15 protein-coding genes are annotated in these 15,258 nt (G+C 74.0%); 6 read left to right on the top strand and 9 right to left on the bottom strand.

The features are described from left to right. Positions 1–107: 107 nt before the first annotated feature. Entirely contained in the window at positions 108–1,496 is a 1,389-nt protein-coding gene (locus DXZ73_RS08880) for a dihydrolipoyl dehydrogenase family protein (protein ID WP_116210475.1), read from the bottom strand. Between the two features lie 176 nt (positions 1,497–1,672). On the opposite strand from DXZ73_RS08880, the gene purB reads away from it, so the two are divergent. From purB to DXZ73_RS08860, 4 genes are all read left to right on the top strand, one after another. Continuing rightward, positions 1,673–3,115 (top strand): adenylosuccinate lyase, encoded by a 1,443-nt coding sequence (purB, locus tag DXZ73_RS08875; protein WP_116210474.1) that lies wholly within the window; start codon positions 1,673–1,675, stop codon positions 3,113–3,115. Positions 3,116–3,288: 173 nt separating this feature from the next. Further along, the gene (locus tag DXZ73_RS08870) at positions 3,289–3,714 is read left to right on the top strand and encodes an MscL family protein (RefSeq protein ID WP_116210473.1); all 426 of its coding nucleotides are present in this window, start codon (positions 3,289–3,291) and stop codon (positions 3,712–3,714) included. A gap of 37 nt (positions 3,715–3,751) precedes the next feature. Beyond that, positions 3,752–4,258, top strand: coding sequence for a G/U mismatch-specific DNA glycosylase (mug, locus tag DXZ73_RS08865; RefSeq protein ID WP_116210472.1), 507 nt, complete (start codon positions 3,752–3,754; stop codon positions 4,256–4,258). 193 nt (positions 4,259–4,451) lie between these two features. Next, positions 4,452–5,618, top strand: a complete 1,167-nt coding sequence (locus DXZ73_RS08860) for an ROK family protein (RefSeq protein ID WP_116210471.1) — start codon at positions 4,452–4,454, stop codon at positions 5,616–5,618. Between the two features lie 19 nt (positions 5,619–5,637). On the opposite strand, the gene DXZ73_RS08855 is transcribed toward DXZ73_RS08860, so the two are convergent. Further along, entirely contained in the window at positions 5,638–6,378 is a 741-nt protein-coding gene (locus DXZ73_RS08855; protein WP_116210470.1) for a GntR family transcriptional regulator, read from the bottom strand. Between the two features lie 176 nt (positions 6,379–6,554). On the opposite strand from DXZ73_RS08855, the gene DXZ73_RS08850 reads away from it, so the two are divergent. Continuing rightward, entirely contained in the window at positions 6,555–7,334 is a 780-nt protein-coding gene (locus DXZ73_RS08850) for an SDR family NAD(P)-dependent oxidoreductase (RefSeq protein WP_116210469.1), read from the top strand. Positions 7,335–7,351: 17 nt separating this feature from the next. On the opposite strand, the gene DXZ73_RS08845 is transcribed toward DXZ73_RS08850, so the two are convergent. Beyond that, positions 7,352–8,248, bottom strand: coding sequence for an RNA polymerase sigma-70 factor (locus DXZ73_RS08845; protein WP_116210468.1), 897 nt, complete (start codon positions 8,246–8,248; stop codon positions 7,352–7,354). Between the two features lie 147 nt (positions 8,249–8,395). Between DXZ73_RS08845 and DXZ73_RS08840 the strand changes: the two genes are divergently transcribed. Beyond that, on the top strand, positions 8,396–9,226 hold the full coding sequence (locus tag DXZ73_RS08840) for an alpha/beta fold hydrolase (protein ID WP_116210467.1): 831 nt from the start codon (positions 8,396–8,398) through the stop codon (positions 9,224–9,226). 3 nt (positions 9,227–9,229) lie between these two features. On the opposite strand, the gene DXZ73_RS08835 is transcribed toward DXZ73_RS08840, so the two are convergent. The 6 genes from DXZ73_RS08835 to bioD all read right to left on the bottom strand — a co-directional run bounded on the left by DXZ73_RS08835 (position 9,230) and on the right by bioD (position 15,153). Further along, positions 9,230–10,036, bottom strand: a complete 807-nt coding sequence (locus tag DXZ73_RS08835) for an SGNH/GDSL hydrolase family protein (RefSeq protein ID WP_116210466.1) — start codon at positions 10,034–10,036, stop codon at positions 9,230–9,232. Positions 10,037–10,119: 83 nt separating this feature from the next. Next, positions 10,120–11,133, bottom strand: a complete 1,014-nt coding sequence (locus DXZ73_RS08830; protein ID WP_116210465.1) for a hemolysin family protein — start codon at positions 11,131–11,133, stop codon at positions 10,120–10,122. Then, positions 11,130–12,473, bottom strand: a complete 1,344-nt coding sequence (locus tag DXZ73_RS08825) for a hemolysin family protein (protein ID WP_116210464.1) — start codon at positions 12,471–12,473, stop codon at positions 11,130–11,132. The genes DXZ73_RS08830 and DXZ73_RS08825 overlap by 4 nt, the downstream gene beginning before the upstream one ends. A gap of 197 nt (positions 12,474–12,670) precedes the next feature. Further along, positions 12,671–13,549, bottom strand: a complete 879-nt coding sequence (locus DXZ73_RS08820; protein WP_116210463.1) for an LLM class F420-dependent oxidoreductase — start codon at positions 13,547–13,549, stop codon at positions 12,671–12,673. Positions 13,550–13,625: 76 nt separating this feature from the next. Then, the gene (locus DXZ73_RS08815) at positions 13,626–14,333 is read right to left on the bottom strand and encodes a class I SAM-dependent methyltransferase (protein ID WP_116210462.1); all 708 of its coding nucleotides are present in this window, start codon (positions 14,331–14,333) and stop codon (positions 13,626–13,628) included. Positions 14,334–14,433: 100 nt separating this feature from the next. Beyond that, positions 14,434–15,153, bottom strand: a complete 720-nt coding sequence (bioD, locus tag DXZ73_RS08810) for a dethiobiotin synthase (protein ID WP_116210461.1) — start codon at positions 15,151–15,153, stop codon at positions 14,434–14,436. Between the last annotated feature and the right edge of the window lie 105 nt (positions 15,154–15,258).

Genomic DNA, 15,258 nt, shown 5'->3' with positions numbered 1-15,258 from the left:
GAACGGTGTTGCGTGATCACGAACGGCTTGTGACCGACGGGTTAAGGTCGGCCTTGTCGCCAACTGTCCGGGTTACCGGCGGTCCGGGTTGTCAGCGGTCCGGGTCGTCAACGGTCCGCCGCCCCGTGGTCGTCGCCCGACCGGAGGTCGGCGAGCGCGGCCTCCACGCCCCGGTGGAAGGTCGGGTACGCGTAGATCATGTGGCGCAGGGCCTCCACCGGCACCTCCGCCTGGACCGCCACCGCCAGGCCGTACATCACCTCGCCGCCCATCGGACCGACCGTGGTCGCCCCGACCAGGACGCCGCGGTCCGCGTCCTCGACCAGCTTGACCAGACCGTCGTTGCCCGCCTTGTGGATCCAGCCGCGCGTCGACGACGGCACCCGCGCGAGGCCGGTGCGCACGCGCAGCCCCTTCTCCCGTGCCTGATGCTCCGTCAGCCCCACGGCCCCGGCCTCCGGGTCGGTGAACGTCACCCTGGGCAGCGCGCGGTAGTCGGCTTCGGGCCCCGCCTCGCCCAGCACCGCGCGGATCACGATCTCGGCCTCGTACATCGCGACGTGCGTGAACGCCCCGTGCCCCGTCACGTCGCCCACGCCCCACAGCGCGTGCCCCGCCAGCAGCCGGCCGTCGACCTTCAGCGACCGCGCCCGCGGATCGAGCCCCACGGTCTCCAGGCCCAGGTCCGCGAGGTCGACCCGGCGGCCCGTGGCCACCAGCAGCCGGTCGGCCGTCAGCTCCGTGCCGTCCTCCAGGGTGAGCGTGAAGGTGTCCACGTCATGCCGCACCCCGGCCGCCCGGGCGCCGGTCCGGATGCGCAGCCCCTCCCGGCGCAGCACCTCCGCCAGCAGCTCGCCCGCCTCCGGCTCCTCGGCCGGGATCAGCCCCGCCATGGCCTCCACGATCTCGACACGGGTACCGAACCGGGCGTAGACCTGCGCGAGTTCCAGCCCGATGGCACCGCCGCCGAGCACGAGCAGCGAGCCCGGCGCCTCCTTCGCGGACACCGCGTCGCGATTCGTCCAGTACGGCACCTCCGCCAGGCCCGGCACCGGCGGGACGGACGGCTTGGTGCCGGTCGCGATCACGACCCCGCGCCGGGCCTCGAAGACCTCGCCGTCCACCTCGACCCGGCCGGGCCCGGCCAGCCGCCCGCGCCCCCGGACCAGGCGGCCGCCCTTGCCGGTGAAGCGGTCGGCCGCCACCCGGTCGTTCCAGTCGTCGGTGGCCTCGTCACGGATCCGGCGGGCCAGCGGCGCCCAGTCCGGCATCACCTGCGACGCCCCGGCCATGCCGGGGATCCGGCGCCCCTCCGCCAGCAGGTTCCCCGCCCGGATCATCATCTTGCTCGGCACGCACCCCCAGTACGGGCACTCGCCGCCGACCAGCTCCGCCTCGACGCCCACCACGCTCAGCCCGGCCTCGGCCAGCCGCCCCGCCACGTGCTCGCCGCCCGGCCCCATGCCGATGACGACGACATCCACCTGCTCGGCCATGGCGCGCAACCTTCCGTCGGCGTTCCCCGGTGTACGCGCACCACCATCCCACCCGCCGCCGCGCCCGGCACGCGCACGACGCGTCCCGCGGCTCCCCTCTCGTAGCAACTCTCGTAGCAACGCACGAACCGAGCCGGGGCGCTGGCCTGCGGGAACCGCCAGTAGACTCTGGTCGTGTGACAGCTGCGCCTTTGAAGCCCCGCATCCCCAACGTCCTCGCCGGCCGCTACGCCTCCGCCGAGCTCGCCGTCCTGTGGTCCCCCGAGTACAAGGTCACCCTGGAGCGCAGGCTCTGGCTGGCCGTGCTGCGCGCCCAGAAGGACCTGGGTATCGAGGTGCCGGACGCCGCCCTCGCCGACTACGAGCGCGTCCTGGACCAGGTCGACCTGGCCTCGATCGCCGAGCGCGAGAAGGTCACCCGCCACGACGTGAAGGCCCGGATCGAGGAGTTCAACGCCCTCGCCGGCCATGAGCACGTCCACAAGGGCATGACGTCCCGCGACCTCACGGAGAACGTCGAGCAGCTCCAGATCCGGCTCTCGCTGGAGCTCGTCCGCGACCGCGCCGTCGCCGTGCTGGCCCGGCTGGGCAAGCTGGCCGGCGAGCACGCCGAGCTGGTCATGGCGGGCCGCTCGCACAACGTCGCCGCCCAGGCCACCACCCTCGGCAAGCGCTTCGCCACCACGGCCGACGAGCTGCTCGTCGCCCACGGGCGGCTGGAGGAGCTGCTGGGCCGCTATCCGCTGCGCGGCATCAAGGGCCCGGTCGGCACCGCCCAGGACATGCTCGACCTGCTCGGCGGCGACGCCGCGAAGCTGGACGAGCTGGAGCGCCGGATCGCGGGCCACCTCGGCTTCGCGCAGGCCTTCACCTCCGTCGGCCAGGTCTACCCGCGCTCCCTCGACTACGACGTCGTCACCGCGCTGGTGCAGCTCGCCGCGGCCCCCTCCTCGCTCGCCAAGACGATCCGGCTGATGGCCGGCCACGAGCTGGTGACCGAGGGCTTCAAGCCCGGCCAGGTCGGCTCGTCCGCGATGCCGCACAAGATGAACACCCGCTCCTGCGAGCGCGTCAACGGCCTCATGGTCATCCTGCGCGGCTACGCCTCGATGACCGGCGAGCTGGCGGGCGACCAGTGGAACGAGGGCGACGTCTCCTGCTCGGTGGTGCGCCGTGTCGCGCTGCCGGACGCGTTCTTCGCGCTCGACGGCCTGCTGGAGACCTTCCTGACGGTCCTCGACGAGTTCGGCGCCTTCCCCGCGGTCGTCGCCCGCGAGCTGGACCGCTACCTCCCCTTCCTCGCCACCACCAAGGTGCTGATGGCCGCGGTGCGGGCCGGGGTCGGCCGGGAGGTCGCGCACGAGGCCATCAAGGAGCACGCGGTGGCCTCCGCGCTGGCCATGCGCGAGCAGGGCGCCGAGCGCAACGAGCTGCTCGACAAGCTGGCGGCCGACGACCGCATCCCGCTGGACCGGGCGGGCCTGGACGCGCTGATGGCCGACAAGCTGTCCTTCAGCGGTGCCGCCGCCGACCAGGTCGCCCTGGTCGTCGCCCGCATCGAGGAGATCGCCAAGCGGCACCCGGAGGCGGCCGCCTACACCCCGGGGTCGATCCTCTAGCCCCGGCGGGTCCTTCACGAGCTCCGGCCGCCCGTGGCGGTGTCCTCCCCGAGGGGGACACCGCCACGGGCGGTCCGTGTATCCGGGTCGGCCGCGCCGTACCACCGGAGGCGGAAGCCCGGAATGTACCGTTCTGCGTGGTCTCATCGGATGCCCGACGCTAGGAGACGGCCGTGCTCAAGGGATTCAAGAACTTCATCATGCGCGGTGACATCGTCACCGTGGCCGTGGGCCTGATCATCGCCCTCGCGATGAGCACGCTCATCAAGGCGTTCACCGACTTCGTGGTCAACCCGGTCATCACCCGTGCCCAGGGCGGCCACTCCATGGGGCTCGGCTGGCAGCTCGGCCGGACCGGCAACCGCGCCACCTACCTCGACCTCGGGGCGTTCCTCTCCGCCGTCGTGTACTTCCTCATCTTCATGGCCGTCGTCTACTTCCTCATCGTCGTCCCCTACAAGCACGTCCAGGCGCGGCGCGGGCTCGTCGTCTTCGGCGATCCGGGACCGCTCAAGACCTGCCCGGCCTGCCTGTCCGAGGACCTCCCGGAGCGAGCCCGCAAGTGCCTCCACTGCGGCACGGAGCAGCCCGCGGTATAGGGTTCCCGGGAACTCGGAAAAGGGGAGGGGGCGCCCGGTGGTACCCGATGTCGTCGCGGAGGATCTCCGCGTGCTCTTCTGCGGCATCAACCCGGGCCTGCTGTCCGAGGCCACCGGCCACCACTTCGCCCGCCCCGGCAACCGGTTCTGGCCCGTCCTCCACCTCTCCGGCTTCACCCCGCGCCGCCTCGCCCCGGCCGAGCAGGACGAACTGCTCTCGTACGGCCTGGGCATCACCAACGTCGTCGCGCGCCCCTCCGCGCGGGCGGACGAGCTGAGCGACGAGGAGTTCCGCGAGGGCGGCCGCATCCTCACCGAGAAGGTCGCCCGGCTGCGCCCGCGCTGGCTGGCCGTCGTGGGCATCACCGCCTACCGCGTCGCCTTCGACGACAAGCGAGCCCGGATCGGCCCGCAGGACCGCACGATCGGCGCCACCCGGATCTGGGCACTGCCCAACCCCAGCGGCCTCAACGCCCACTGGCCGCTCCCGAAGATGACCGAGGAGTTCGAGCGGCTGCGCGCCGCGACGGGGCTCCCCGGCTGACCGGACTCCGCCGTCGGCCGCCCGGGACGGCGAAGAGGCACGTCAGCGTCGTCCCGGGCGGGCCGGGGGCGCGGGAGCGGACCCGGCCGGGATCCGTCACCCACGGGTGAGGTCCCGAGGCTCGCCGCCCTCCCCGGCACCGGATACCATCCGACCCGACAGCAAAGGGCACGCAAAGCGAGGAGGCGGCACGTTGGGGCGGCTCACCGGTGGGGATCCGTCTCTGCTGCGGCGGATCAATTCGGCCGTGGTGCTGCACGCGCTGCGCGCGGCGGCTCCTCCCGCTTCCCCCACGCTCACCGACCTGACCAAGGTGACGGGCCTGTCCCGGCCCACCGTCGAGGGTGTGGTCGAGGGGCTGATGGAGTCCGGCCTGGTGGTGGAGGTGCCCGCCGAGGAGGGCGAGGCCCGGCGCCAGGGCCGCCCGGCGCGGCGCTTCCGCTTCCGCGTGGAGGCCGGCCACCTGATGGGCATCGAGATCGGCCCGCACCGGATCGCCGCCCTGATGGCCGACCTCGGCGGGCGGGTCATGGGCGCGACGTCCCTCGACGTCGCGGAGACCGCCTCGGCGGACGAGCGCCTGGGGTGCGTACGGGTCGCGGTCGCCGACCTGCTGGAGCGCTCGGGCGTGCCCCGCAGCAGGCTGCGGGCCGTCGGCGTGGCCAGCCCCGGCATCGTGGAGGCCGACGGGACCGTACGGCTGGGGACCGCCCTGCCGGGCTGGACGGGCCTGCCGCTGGGGGAGCGGCTGCAACGCTCGTTCCGCTGCCCGGTGCTGGTCGAGAACGACGCCAACGCGGCCGCCGTGGCCGAGCACTGGAAGGGCGCGGCCACCGGCTCGGACGACGTGGTGTTCGTCCTGGCCGGGCTGAGCCCGGGCGCCGGTTCGCTGATCGGCGGCCGGCTGCACCGGGGGTACGGCGGCGCGGCCGGGGAGATCGGCGCGCTGCACCTCCTGGGCCGGGAGGCCACCCCCGAGGTGGTGCTGTCCACGACGGGCGAACCCCTGCACCCGCTGGACGAGGCGCAGGTGGCACGGGTCTTCACGCTGGCCCGGGAGGGCGACGAGCGCGCCCGTGCGGCCGTCGACCGGTTCATCCGGCGGCTGGTGCACGACGTGGCCGCCCTGGTGCTGGCGCTCGACCCGGAGCTCGTCGTGGTGGGCGGCTGGGCCGCGGGCCTCAGCGGCGTCCTGGAACCCCTGCGCACGGAGCTGGCCCGCTACTGCCTGCGCCCGCCGCGGGTGGTGCAGTCGCTGCTGGGCGAGGCGGCGGTCGCGACGGGCGCGCTGCGCCTGGCCCTCGACCACGTGGAGGAGCAACTGTTCGCGGTCGAGAGCACGGTGACGGCGCGGCGCTGAGCCACGCCCGCGCCCGCCGTCAGCCGGCCAGCAGCTGCATCCCCGAGTCGCCGAAGGTGAGCCTGCAGGTGTCGGCCCGGTAGGTGGCCACCGCCACCGCTCCCGTGCGGCCCGCCGTGAAATAGCGGGTGGTCACGACGAGCACGGGAGCGCCGGGCAGCCGGTCGAGCTGCTTGGCGTCGTCGGCGCGGGCGGAGCCGAGCTCCACGGCCTGGTCCTGGCCGTCGAGCTCCAGGCGCTGCAGTTCCCGCAGCACGGCGCGGGCGCGGGCCGCGCCCGACGGCGCGTCGATGCCGGCGAGCCCCGGCACGCTGCTCGGCGGGACGTACAGCAACTCGGCGGCCACGGGCTGGCCGTGGGTGCGGCGGGTGCGGCGGACGGTGTGCACGATCTCGCCGCTGCCGGTGTCCAGGAGGCGGGCGACGGCCGCGGGCGGTGCCGCGTCCGCGCAGTCGACGGCCAGCCAGGCGTCCGGACCGGCGCCGGGCCAGGAGTGCTCGGTGTCACCGACGGCGACGCCCATGCGCGGCGGGGCGACGGTGGTGCCGACGCCGCGGCGGCGCTGGAGGCGCCCTTCCAGCTCGAGCTGTTCGAGGGCCTGGCGGAGCGTGGCCCTCGCGACGCCGAAACGGGCCGCGAGCTCGCGCTCGTTCGGCAGGATCTCGCCCACCGCGAACTCGGAGTCGAGTGCGTCGGTGAGCACGGTCTTCAGGTGCCAGTACTTCGGCTCCGGCACCGTGTCCAGCTGCGTGGTCCCCACCCTGATCCTCCGCAAAGGCTTTTCGCGCGCTTCTTTATTAAAGGTTGTTGCAGTATGCCTGCGACCATAAGGCGGCACACAGACTTGGTCAAGACCAATGCCGTGATTGTCGGACCGGGCGGGCACGGGCCCGGGCCGGGCGCCGTCCGCGGGGGCGCGCCGTCTAGGGTGCGGGCATGACTGCGCGGGCGTATCTCTCCGAACTGTTCTCGCTGGACGGCCGGGTGGCCGTGGTGACCGGCGGGAGTTCCGGCATCGGCCGGGCCATCGCCGGGGCCCTCGCGCGTGCCGGGGCGGGCGTCGTGGTCGTGGCGCGCAGGGAGGCGGAGCTGACCGCCACGGTCGACGAGCTGACGGCCGACGGCTGCCGCGCGGGCTGGTTGAGCGCCGACCTGGGCACCCGCGACGGTGTGCGCGCCGCGGCCGAGGAGGCGGCCGGGGTGTTCGGGGAGCCCGACATCCTCGTCAACTGTGCCGGGGTCAATCTGCGGCCGCCGATGGGCGAGCTGGGCGACGAGGTCTGGGACGCCACGATGACGGTGAACCTGGAGGCGCCCTATCTGCTGGGGCAGCGGTTCGGCCCCGGCATGGCCGAGCGCGGCTTCGGCCGGATCATCCACATCACCTCCCAGCAGGCGCACCGGGCGTTCGTCCAGAGCGGCGCCTACGGTGTCTCCAAGGGGGCGCTGGAATCACTGGCCCGCTCACAGGCGGAGGCGTGGTCCCGGTACGGCGTCACCTGCAACACGCTCGTGCCGGGCTTCGTGATGACGCCGCTGAACGAACGGCTGTCGTCCGACCCTACGAGGGTGGCGGCGCTTGCGGCGCGCACGATGGTCGGACGCAACGGCCTGGCCGAGGACTTCGCCGGCGCGGCGGTGTTCCTCGCGAGCCGCGCCTCCGCCTATGTCACCGGCCAGTCGATCTTCGTCGACGGCGGTTTCTCCGTGCACTGAGCCATGTGACACCGGGGTCAGGGCGCGAGCCCCGCGAGCTTGTCGGGGTTGCGCTGGATGTAGACGGCCGCGATCCGGCCGTCGCCGGAGAGCTCGACGCTGAGGACGCTGTCCGGCCGGCCCGCCGACAGGACGAGCAGCGCGGGCCCGCCGTTGAGCTCCAGGAAGCGGAACTCCGGCTCGGCCACGCCCGTCCGGGACACCGCGAAGAGGAACCGCCCGACCTTGTCGGCGCTCTCCAGGACCCGCAGCGGGGCCTTGGACTTCCCGCCGCTGTCGCCCACGAGCCGCACGTCGGGCGCGAGCAGCGCCAGCAGGTCCTCGATGCTCCCGCCGGTGGCGGCCGCCAGGAACTTCTCGGTGAGGGCGCGCTGTTCGGCCGCGTCCACCGGGAACCGCGGCCTGCCCTCGTCGACATGGCGGCGCGCCCGTCCGGCGAGCTGCCGCACGGCCGCCTCGGAGCGGTCGAGCACGGCGGCGATCTCCTGATGCGGGAAGGCGAATGCCTCGCGGAGCACGAAGACCGCGCGCTCCAGCGGCGAGAGCGACTCGAGGACGACCAGCATGCCCAGCGAGACGGACTCGGCGAGCACGGCCCGCTCGGCGGTGTCGGGGACGCTCGCCCCGAAGTCCGTGGCGAGCGGCTCCGGGAGCCACGGGCCGACGTAGGTCTCGCGCCGGGACTGCACCTGGCGCAGTCGGTCGATGGCCAGATGGGTGGTGACACGCACCAGGAACCCGCGGGCGTCGCGGACCTCCTCGCGGTCGGCGCGCGACCAGCGCAGCCACGCCTCCTGCACGACGTCCTCGGCGTCCGCGACGCGGCCCAGCATGCGATAGGCCACGCCGGTCAGGACGCCGCGGTGCTCCTCGAAGGTGTCGAGCACGGGATCACGTACGGTCACGGGGTCCATCCCACCGTGGCCGGGCCGGAGTTGTCCATATGAGCCGTCTCTCACCCGCGGCAGCCGTGCCGCTCCGGGGTCTACCCAGCGGTAATCGTTGCTGACATCCTGTCTCAACAGCCCAGCAGTGACCCGTGGATGACGAGGAGCCGCCCCATGGCCGACACGGTCGCCTTCCCCATCGACACCCCCGCCGGAGAGCGGACCGTCGAGGTGTCCTACGAACGGCTCGGCGGCGGGGAGCCCCTGGTCCTGCTGCACGGCATCGGCCACCACCTCCAGGCGTGGGACCCCGTCGCGGGCATCCTCGCGGCCGAGCGCGACGTCATAGCCGTCGACCTGCCGGGCTTCGGCCGCTCCCCGGCGCTGCCCGACGGGATCCGCTACGACCTCCACGGCGTGCCCCCCGTCCTGGCCGCGCTCTTCGAGGCGCTCGACGTGCGGCAGCCGCACGTCGTGGGCAACTCCCTCGGCGGGCTGCTCGCCCTCCAGCTCGGCCACGACAAGCTCGTACGCTCCGTCACGGCGCTCTCGCCCGCCGGGTTCTGGAACGAGGCCGAGCGCCGTTACGCCTTCGGGGTGCTCAGAGGGATGCGGCGCGGCGCCGTGACCATGCCCCCGCAGCTGGTGGCCCGGCTGGCCCGTACGGCTGCCGGCCGGGCGGCGCTGGCCGGGGCCATCTACGCCCGGCCCGCGCGCCGTTCGCCCGACGCCGTGATCGCCGAGACGCGGGCCCTGCGCGAGGCCACCGGCTTCGACGCGACCCTGGCCGTGGGCCGCTCGGCGCGGTTCACCCACGACGTGCCCGACGTCCCGGTCACCATAGGCTGGGGCAGCAAGGACCGGCTGCTGGTGCCGCGGCAGGGCATCCGCGCCAAGAAGACGATCCCGGGCGCCCGGCTGCTGCGGCTGTCCGGCTGCGGGCACGTGCCCATGAACGACGACCCGGAACTGGTGGCCCGCGTCATCCTCGACGCGTCCCGCTGAGCGTCAGCCGTCGGTGCGCGACGGGCCCAGGACCACCGGCCGGGCCACGCCCAGCCCGGCGTCGAAGTGCGCCCCCACCCGTCCGTCCCCCGACGAGCGGCCCGTCAGCCGGCGCCCGACCCACGGCAGCAGGTGCTCCCGGGCGAACCGCGCGTCGGAGACCCGGCGGGCGGCCCAGCCGGGCCGGACGAACGGGGGCAGCGGGGCGCGCCAGTCGAGCTCCGGCTCATGGCCGAGCGCCTGCCACACGGCCTCGGCCACCCGCCGGTGGCCCTCCGCGTTCAGGTGCAGCCGGTCCTCTGCCCACATCCGCGGGTCACCGAGCACATCGGCCCCGAAGAGGTCCACCACCAGCGCGCCGTGCCGCGCGGCGAGCTCGTCGACGAAGCCGAAGAGCTGCTCCATGCGCGGCCGGAACCGCTCAAGCACCGGACCGTGCCGCCCGGGGCTGCGCATCAGCACCAGCTGCTTGCAGCTCGGCGCGATCCGGTCCGCCGCCTCGGCCAGCCGGGCGCACACCAGGTCCACGTCGCACTTCGGGCGCAGCACGTCGTTGAGCCCGCCGACCAGGGTCGCCAGGTCGGCGCCCATGGCCGCGGCGGCGGCCGACTGCTCGTCCGCGATCTGGCCGATCAGCTTCCCGCGCACGGCCAGATTGGCGTAGCGGAAGCCGGGCGCACGGGCCGCCAGCCGCGCCGCGAGGAGATCGGCCCAGCCGCGGTAGGAACCGTCGGGCAGCCGGTCGGACATCCCCTCGGTGAAGGAGTCGCCGACCGCGACGAAGCTGGTGTATGTGGCATTCATCTGCATGGCGCCGCGATCCTACTCCTGCCCGCTCCGGTCGGGCGGGCGGCCCCGGGGCGGTGCCATACACCGCCCCGGGGCGCGGGCCTCTACGGGCGCTGCCCGACCAGCTCGCGCAGCACGTCCTCCAGGGTCACCAGCCCCACCGGCCGGTCGTCGTCACCGATGACCGCCGCGAGATGGGTGCCGGTGCCGCTCATCGTCGTGATCACGTCGTCGAGCGGGGTCGCCGCCCGTACGGTCGCGATCCGGCGCATCCGCTGCAAGGGGAACGGCTGGTCGCGCGGGGTGGTGTCCAGCGCGTCCTTCACATGGATGTAGCCGATGAGCCTGCCGGTGTCGTCGAGCACCGGGAAGCGGGAGAAGCCGGACTCCGCGGAGAGCCGCTCCAGCTCCTCGGGCGTGACCCCGAGCGGGACGGAGACCACCTGCTCCACGGGGGTGACCACGTCCTTCACCGGGCGGGTGCCCAGCTCCAGGGCGTCCCGCAGCCGCTCGGTCGCGCGGTCGTCGAGCAGCCCCGCCGCGCTGGAGTCGGCGACGATCCGGGCCAGCTGGTCGTCGGAGTAGGTCGCCGCCACCTCGTCCTTCGGCTCGACCCGCATCAGCTTCAGCAGGGCGTTGGCGAGCGAGTTGATGGTGAAGACCACCGGGCGCAGCGCCCGCGCCAGGGTGACCAGCGGCGGGCCGAGGAGCAGGGCGGTGCGCACCGGCTCGGCGAGCGCCACGTTCTTCGGGACCATCTCGCCGAAGAGCATGTGGAGATAGGTCGCCACGGCCAGCGCGATCACGAACGACACCACGTGGATCAGCCCGACGGGCAGTCCGACCGCGTGGAAGACCGGCTCCAGCAGATGGGCGATGGCGGGCTCGGCGACCACACCGAGCACCAGGGTGCACAGCGTGATGCCGAGCTGGGCGGCGGCCATCAGCGCCGAGATGTGCCGCAGGCCCCACAGCACGCTGCGGGCCCGCCGGTCGCCCAGGTCGGCGTGCGGCTCGATCTGGCTGCGGCGCACGGAGATGAGCGCGAACTCGGCGCCCACGAAGAAGGCGTTGACCACGAGGGTCCCCAGGCCGACGATCAGCTGGACGACGGTCATCGGCCCGCCTCCTCACCGGTGCGCGGGCCGTTGCCGGGCGCCGGGGCCGCGAGCCGGACCCGGGCCGCGCGGCGGCCCGTGGCGTCGACCACGTCGATCCGCCAGCCCGCGATCTCGACGGTGTCGCCCGCGGCCGGGATCCGGCCGAGCTCGGTGGCGACCACTCCGGCGAGGGTCTCGTACGGGCCGTGCGGCGCGCGCAGCCCGATGATCTCCAGCTGGTCGGTCCGGACCGCGCCGTCCGCGTCGTAGAGCCGACGGCCCTCGGGGTCCGTGCCGGCGGGCGCCAGGTCGGGCAGCTCGTCGGGGTCGTGCTCGTCGCGGACCTCGCCGACGACCTCCTCGACGATGTCCTCCAGGGTGGCCACCCCGGCCGTGCCGCCGTACTCGTCGATGACGACGGCCATGGTGCGCCGGCCGGACAGCCGGTCCAGCAGCCGGTCCACGGTCAGCGACGTGGGGACGAGCAGCGGCTCGCGCAGCATCGTGGTGACGGGGTGGTGGGGGCGCTGCTCCGCCGGTATCGCCAGGATGTCCTTGACGTGGGCGGTGCCGATGACGGAGTCGAGGTTGCCGCGGTAGACGGGGAAGCGCGAGAGCCCGGTCGCCCGGGTGGCGTCCACGACGTCCTGGGCGGTGGCGTGCGAGTCGAGCGCCGTGACCTGGACGCGGGGCGTCATCACGTTCTCGGCCGTCAGCTCGGCGAGGTTCAGCGTCCGGATGAACAGCTCGGCTGTGTCCGCCTCCAGCGCGCCCTCCTTGGCGGAGTGCCGGGCGAGCGCGGCGAGCTCCTGCGGGCCGCGCGCGGAGGCCAGCTCCTCGGCGGGCTCCAGGCCCATCCGGTGCAGGGCGCGGTTCGCGGTGTTGTTGAGGTGCCGGATCAGCGGGCGGAAGGCGGCGCTGAAGGCGCGCTGCGGCCCGGCGACCTTCTTGGCCATCGGGAGCGGGCGCGAGATCGCCCAGTTCTTGGGGACCAGCTCGCCGATCACCATGAGGACGACCGTGGAGAGCACGGTGCCGAGGACCAGCGCGGTCGAGGAGGCCGTGGCGCGGGACAGGCCGAGCGCCTCCACGGGGCCGGTGAGCAGCGCCGCGATGGACGGCTTGGAGATCATGCCGATGATCAGCCCGGTCACCGTGATGCCGAGCTGGGCGCCGGAGAGCTGGAAGGTCAGGGTGCGCACGGCCTTGAGCGCGCTCTGCGCGCCGCGGTCGCCCTGGGCGGCGGCCCGCTCCAGCTCGCCGCGCTCGACGGTGGTGAGCGAGAACTCCGCCGCGACGAAGACGGCGCACGCCAGCGTCAGCAGCAGGGCCACCGCCAGGAGCAGCACTTCCATCATCGGTTCCACACCTCCGTCCCATGATCGGGCAGGGCAGGGAGGATCGCGCGATGTCGGCTACTGGGAGGCTCGCCCATGGGCGGACGCTCACACCTTTCGAACAAGTGAAGGTACGGGTGACCATCCATGGTAAAGGACGGGCAAAGCGGCGAGTGGATCAGGGGGCGCGGCACCCGCGCCCCCTTCCGGCGTGGGCGTCAGGCGCGCAGCTCCTCCATCACCCGGGCGAACGCCTCCATGTTCGGCTCCAGGATGGTGAAGTAGGTGAAGCCGTACCGCTCGCGGTGCCCGCGCACCTGCTCGGCGATGTCCTTGACCGAGCCGGCCAGCACCGCCGGGTGCTCGATCAGCTCGTCCTCGGTGAGGTCCGGGGCGTGCTCGCCGAGCTTGCGCGCCGTGGCCCGCCGGTCCGCGTCGACGGCCACGACCTGCGACAGGTAGTTCAGCTCGGCGGGCGTCTCGCGGTCGGCGGCGAACTCGTGGTAGACGGCCATCCGCTCCTCGATGACGGCCGGGCTCAGCAGCCGCAGGGCGCCGGAGTCGGTCGTGATCGCCCCGGTGAAGGCGGCGATGTCGGCGTATCGCGCGGCGAGCCGCAGCATGCGCTTGCCGTTGCCGCCGAGCAGCAGCGGCGGGCGCGGAGCCTGCGCGGGCTGCGGTACGTGCTCCGGGTCGCCCAGCAGCCGGGTCAGCTCGGTGACCGTGTGCTCCAGGTGGTCCACGCGCTCGCGCGGCGAGCCGAACGGCAGCCCCGCCCTTTCGTGCTCCTCCTTCACATAGCCCGCGCCCAGCCCGAGTTCCAGGCGCCCGCCGGTGAGCTGGTCGGTGGTCGCCACCTCGCGCGCGAGCAGGGCGGGATTCCACAGCCCGGCGTTGAGCACGAAGGTGCCCAGGCGTGGCCGCTCGGTCGCCTCCGCCGCCGCGACCAGCGACGGGAACGGCGCGGGCATGCCGAGGTGGTCGGGCACGAGGATGACGTCGTAGCCCAGGGACTCGGCCCGGCGGCACTTCTCGCGCCACTCGGCGGCGGAGCCGGGCGAGAGCATGTTGACGGCGAAACGGAACGGACGTGTCATGAGGGCCCCCTTGATCGTTCTCTGCCCGGAATATTAACGGAGGTTCCCTCCGGTTGTTGTCCGCGGGTGATCCGGTTCACGGACCGACGCCGTCGCCCGGCGCGGCCCGCTCCCGCTCGGCCGGACGCCGGGCCACCCCCAGCACACAGGGCGAGGCCGGGGTCGGCACCCTGCTCGCAGGGACCCGCAGCCGCCGGTACTCCCCGAGCTCGAAGCCCGCCGCCTCGATCGCCGCGAGCGGCTCCCTGGCCGTGTGGCAGCCGCCGAACAGCACGGGCCACACCGTGGCGTCCAGCGCCCGCTGCACCGTCCCCAGCACCGGGCCCTCCGCCCGGCCGTGCTCGAAGAACCGCAGCTCGCCACCCGGCCGCAGCACCCGCCGCAACTCCGCGAGCGCCCGCCGCACATCCCGTACGGAACACAGCACCAGCGACGCGACCGCCGCGTCGAACGCCTCGCTCTTGACCGGCAGCGCCTCCGCCGCCCCCGGCACGACGTCGACCGGAACGCCCGCCCGGACCGCGGCGTCCACCGCGCGTCTGCGCAGCAGCCGTTCGGGCTCGATCGCCACCACCTCGGAGACCGTGTTCGGGTAGTGCGCGAAGTTCAGGCCGTTGCCCGCGCCGATCTCGATCACCCGGCCCGACAGCCCGGCCAGCAACTCCTGCCGGTGCGCGGCCACGCCCGCGCGCTCGTCGACGACCGGGCTCAGCTTCGCGTAGAACCGGGCGAACACCGGATGGTGCACGGTGTCGTGCGGCGTCGTGGTGGACCGGAGCGGCATGGCACACCCCTTCCCGGGGATACGGCGGTTACCGCGATTCTTCCCCCGCCCGGCCCACCCGCACCTTCGGCACGCCGCCGGGTTCCGGGGCGCGCCGGTGCTACCGGCCGTGCCCGGCCGCCGCGAAACGGGTCGCGTCCCAGGTGCCGTTGAGCTCCGGCGCCAGCCAGCCGGGGGCCGCGGCGCGGAAGTCCGCGGGCGGCAGCGCGCCCGCGCCCTCCGGCACGGCACCGAGCAGCGGCGCGCCCGCCGCCTCGGGGAGGTCCGCGAGGTTGCAGCGGGCCGCGAGGCCGGGGTCCGCCGGCCAACTGCCGATCACCACACCCTGACAGCGCAGGCCACGGGCGCGCAACGCCTCCGCGGTGAGCGCGGTGATGTTGAGCGTGCCGAGGCCCGCCTGCGCCACGAGCAGCACGGGGGCGGCCAGCAGGCCCGCCACGTCCGCCAGCGTCGAACCGGCCTCGTCGAACCGGACGAGCAGCCCGCCCGCGCCCTCGACCAGGACCAGGTCGTGATCGCCCGCGAGACGGGTCGCGGCCCGCTCGACCTCGCGCGGCCGCACGGGCGCGCGGCCCGCCCGGCGGGCGGCGGTCGCGGGGGCCAAGGGGTCGGGGAAGCGGGCGAGTTCGGCGCCGGTGACCGGGCCGGCGAGCCGCCGCACTTCCGCGATGTCTCCGGGTTCGTCGGGGGCGACGCCGGTCTGCGCGGGTTTGAGGACGGCGACGGTGCGGCTCGCTGCCAGGGCCGCTGCCGCGATGGCCGCGGTGACGACGGTCTTGCCCACTTCGGTGTTGGTGCCGGTGATGACCGTGACGGTCATGGTTCTCTGCCTCCGTTACGTTGTTGGGGGGCAAGCCCCCAGACCCTCAGGGGCGCACAAATTCAGCCCGTCCGGCGCTTGGGCGCTCCCGCCGCAGGCGGCAAC

Origin of the sequence: Streptoverticillium olivoreticuli subsp. olivoreticuli (assembly GCF_003391135.1) — a bacterium.
In the GTDB taxonomy this organism is placed as follows: Bacteria; Actinomycetota; Actinomycetes; order Streptomycetales; family Streptomycetaceae; genus Streptomyces; species Streptomyces blastmyceticus.
This window is presented reverse-complemented; position numbering and strand designations above follow the sequence as displayed.

Bases quoted from the DNA above. Each gene is read 5' to 3' on its own strand.
- DXZ73_RS08880 (WP_116210475.1), bottom strand. From the start codon at position 1,496: ATGGCCGAGCAGGTGGATGTCGTCGTCATCGGCATGGGGCCGGGCGGC.
- DXZ73_RS08850 (WP_116210469.1), top strand. From the start codon at position 6,555: ATGACTGCGCGGGCGTATCTCTCCGAACTGTTCTCGCTGGACGGCCGG.
- DXZ73_RS08845 (WP_116210468.1), bottom strand. From the start codon at position 8,248: ATGGACCCCGTGACCGTACGTGATCCCGTGCTCGACACCTTCGAGGAG.
- DXZ73_RS08840 (WP_116210467.1), top strand. From the start codon at position 8,396: ATGGCCGACACGGTCGCCTTCCCCATCGACACCCCCGCCGGAGAGCGG.
- DXZ73_RS08835 (WP_116210466.1), bottom strand. From the start codon at position 10,036: ATGCAGATGAATGCCACATACACCAGCTTCGTCGCGGTCGGCGACTCC.
- DXZ73_RS08830 (WP_116210465.1), bottom strand. From the start codon at position 11,133: ATGACCGTCGTCCAGCTGATCGTCGGCCTGGGGACCCTCGTGGTCAAC.
- DXZ73_RS08825 (WP_116210464.1), bottom strand. From the start codon at position 12,473: ATGATGGAAGTGCTGCTCCTGGCGGTGGCCCTGCTGCTGACGCTGGCG.
- DXZ73_RS08820 (WP_116210463.1), bottom strand. From the start codon at position 13,549: ATGACACGTCCGTTCCGTTTCGCCGTCAACATGCTCTCGCCCGGCTCC.
- DXZ73_RS08815 (WP_116210462.1), bottom strand. From the start codon at position 14,333: ATGCCGCTCCGGTCCACCACGACGCCGCACGACACCGTGCACCATCCG.
- bioD (WP_116210461.1), bottom strand. From the start codon at position 15,153: ATGACCGTCACGGTCATCACCGGCACCAACACCGAAGTGGGCAAGACC.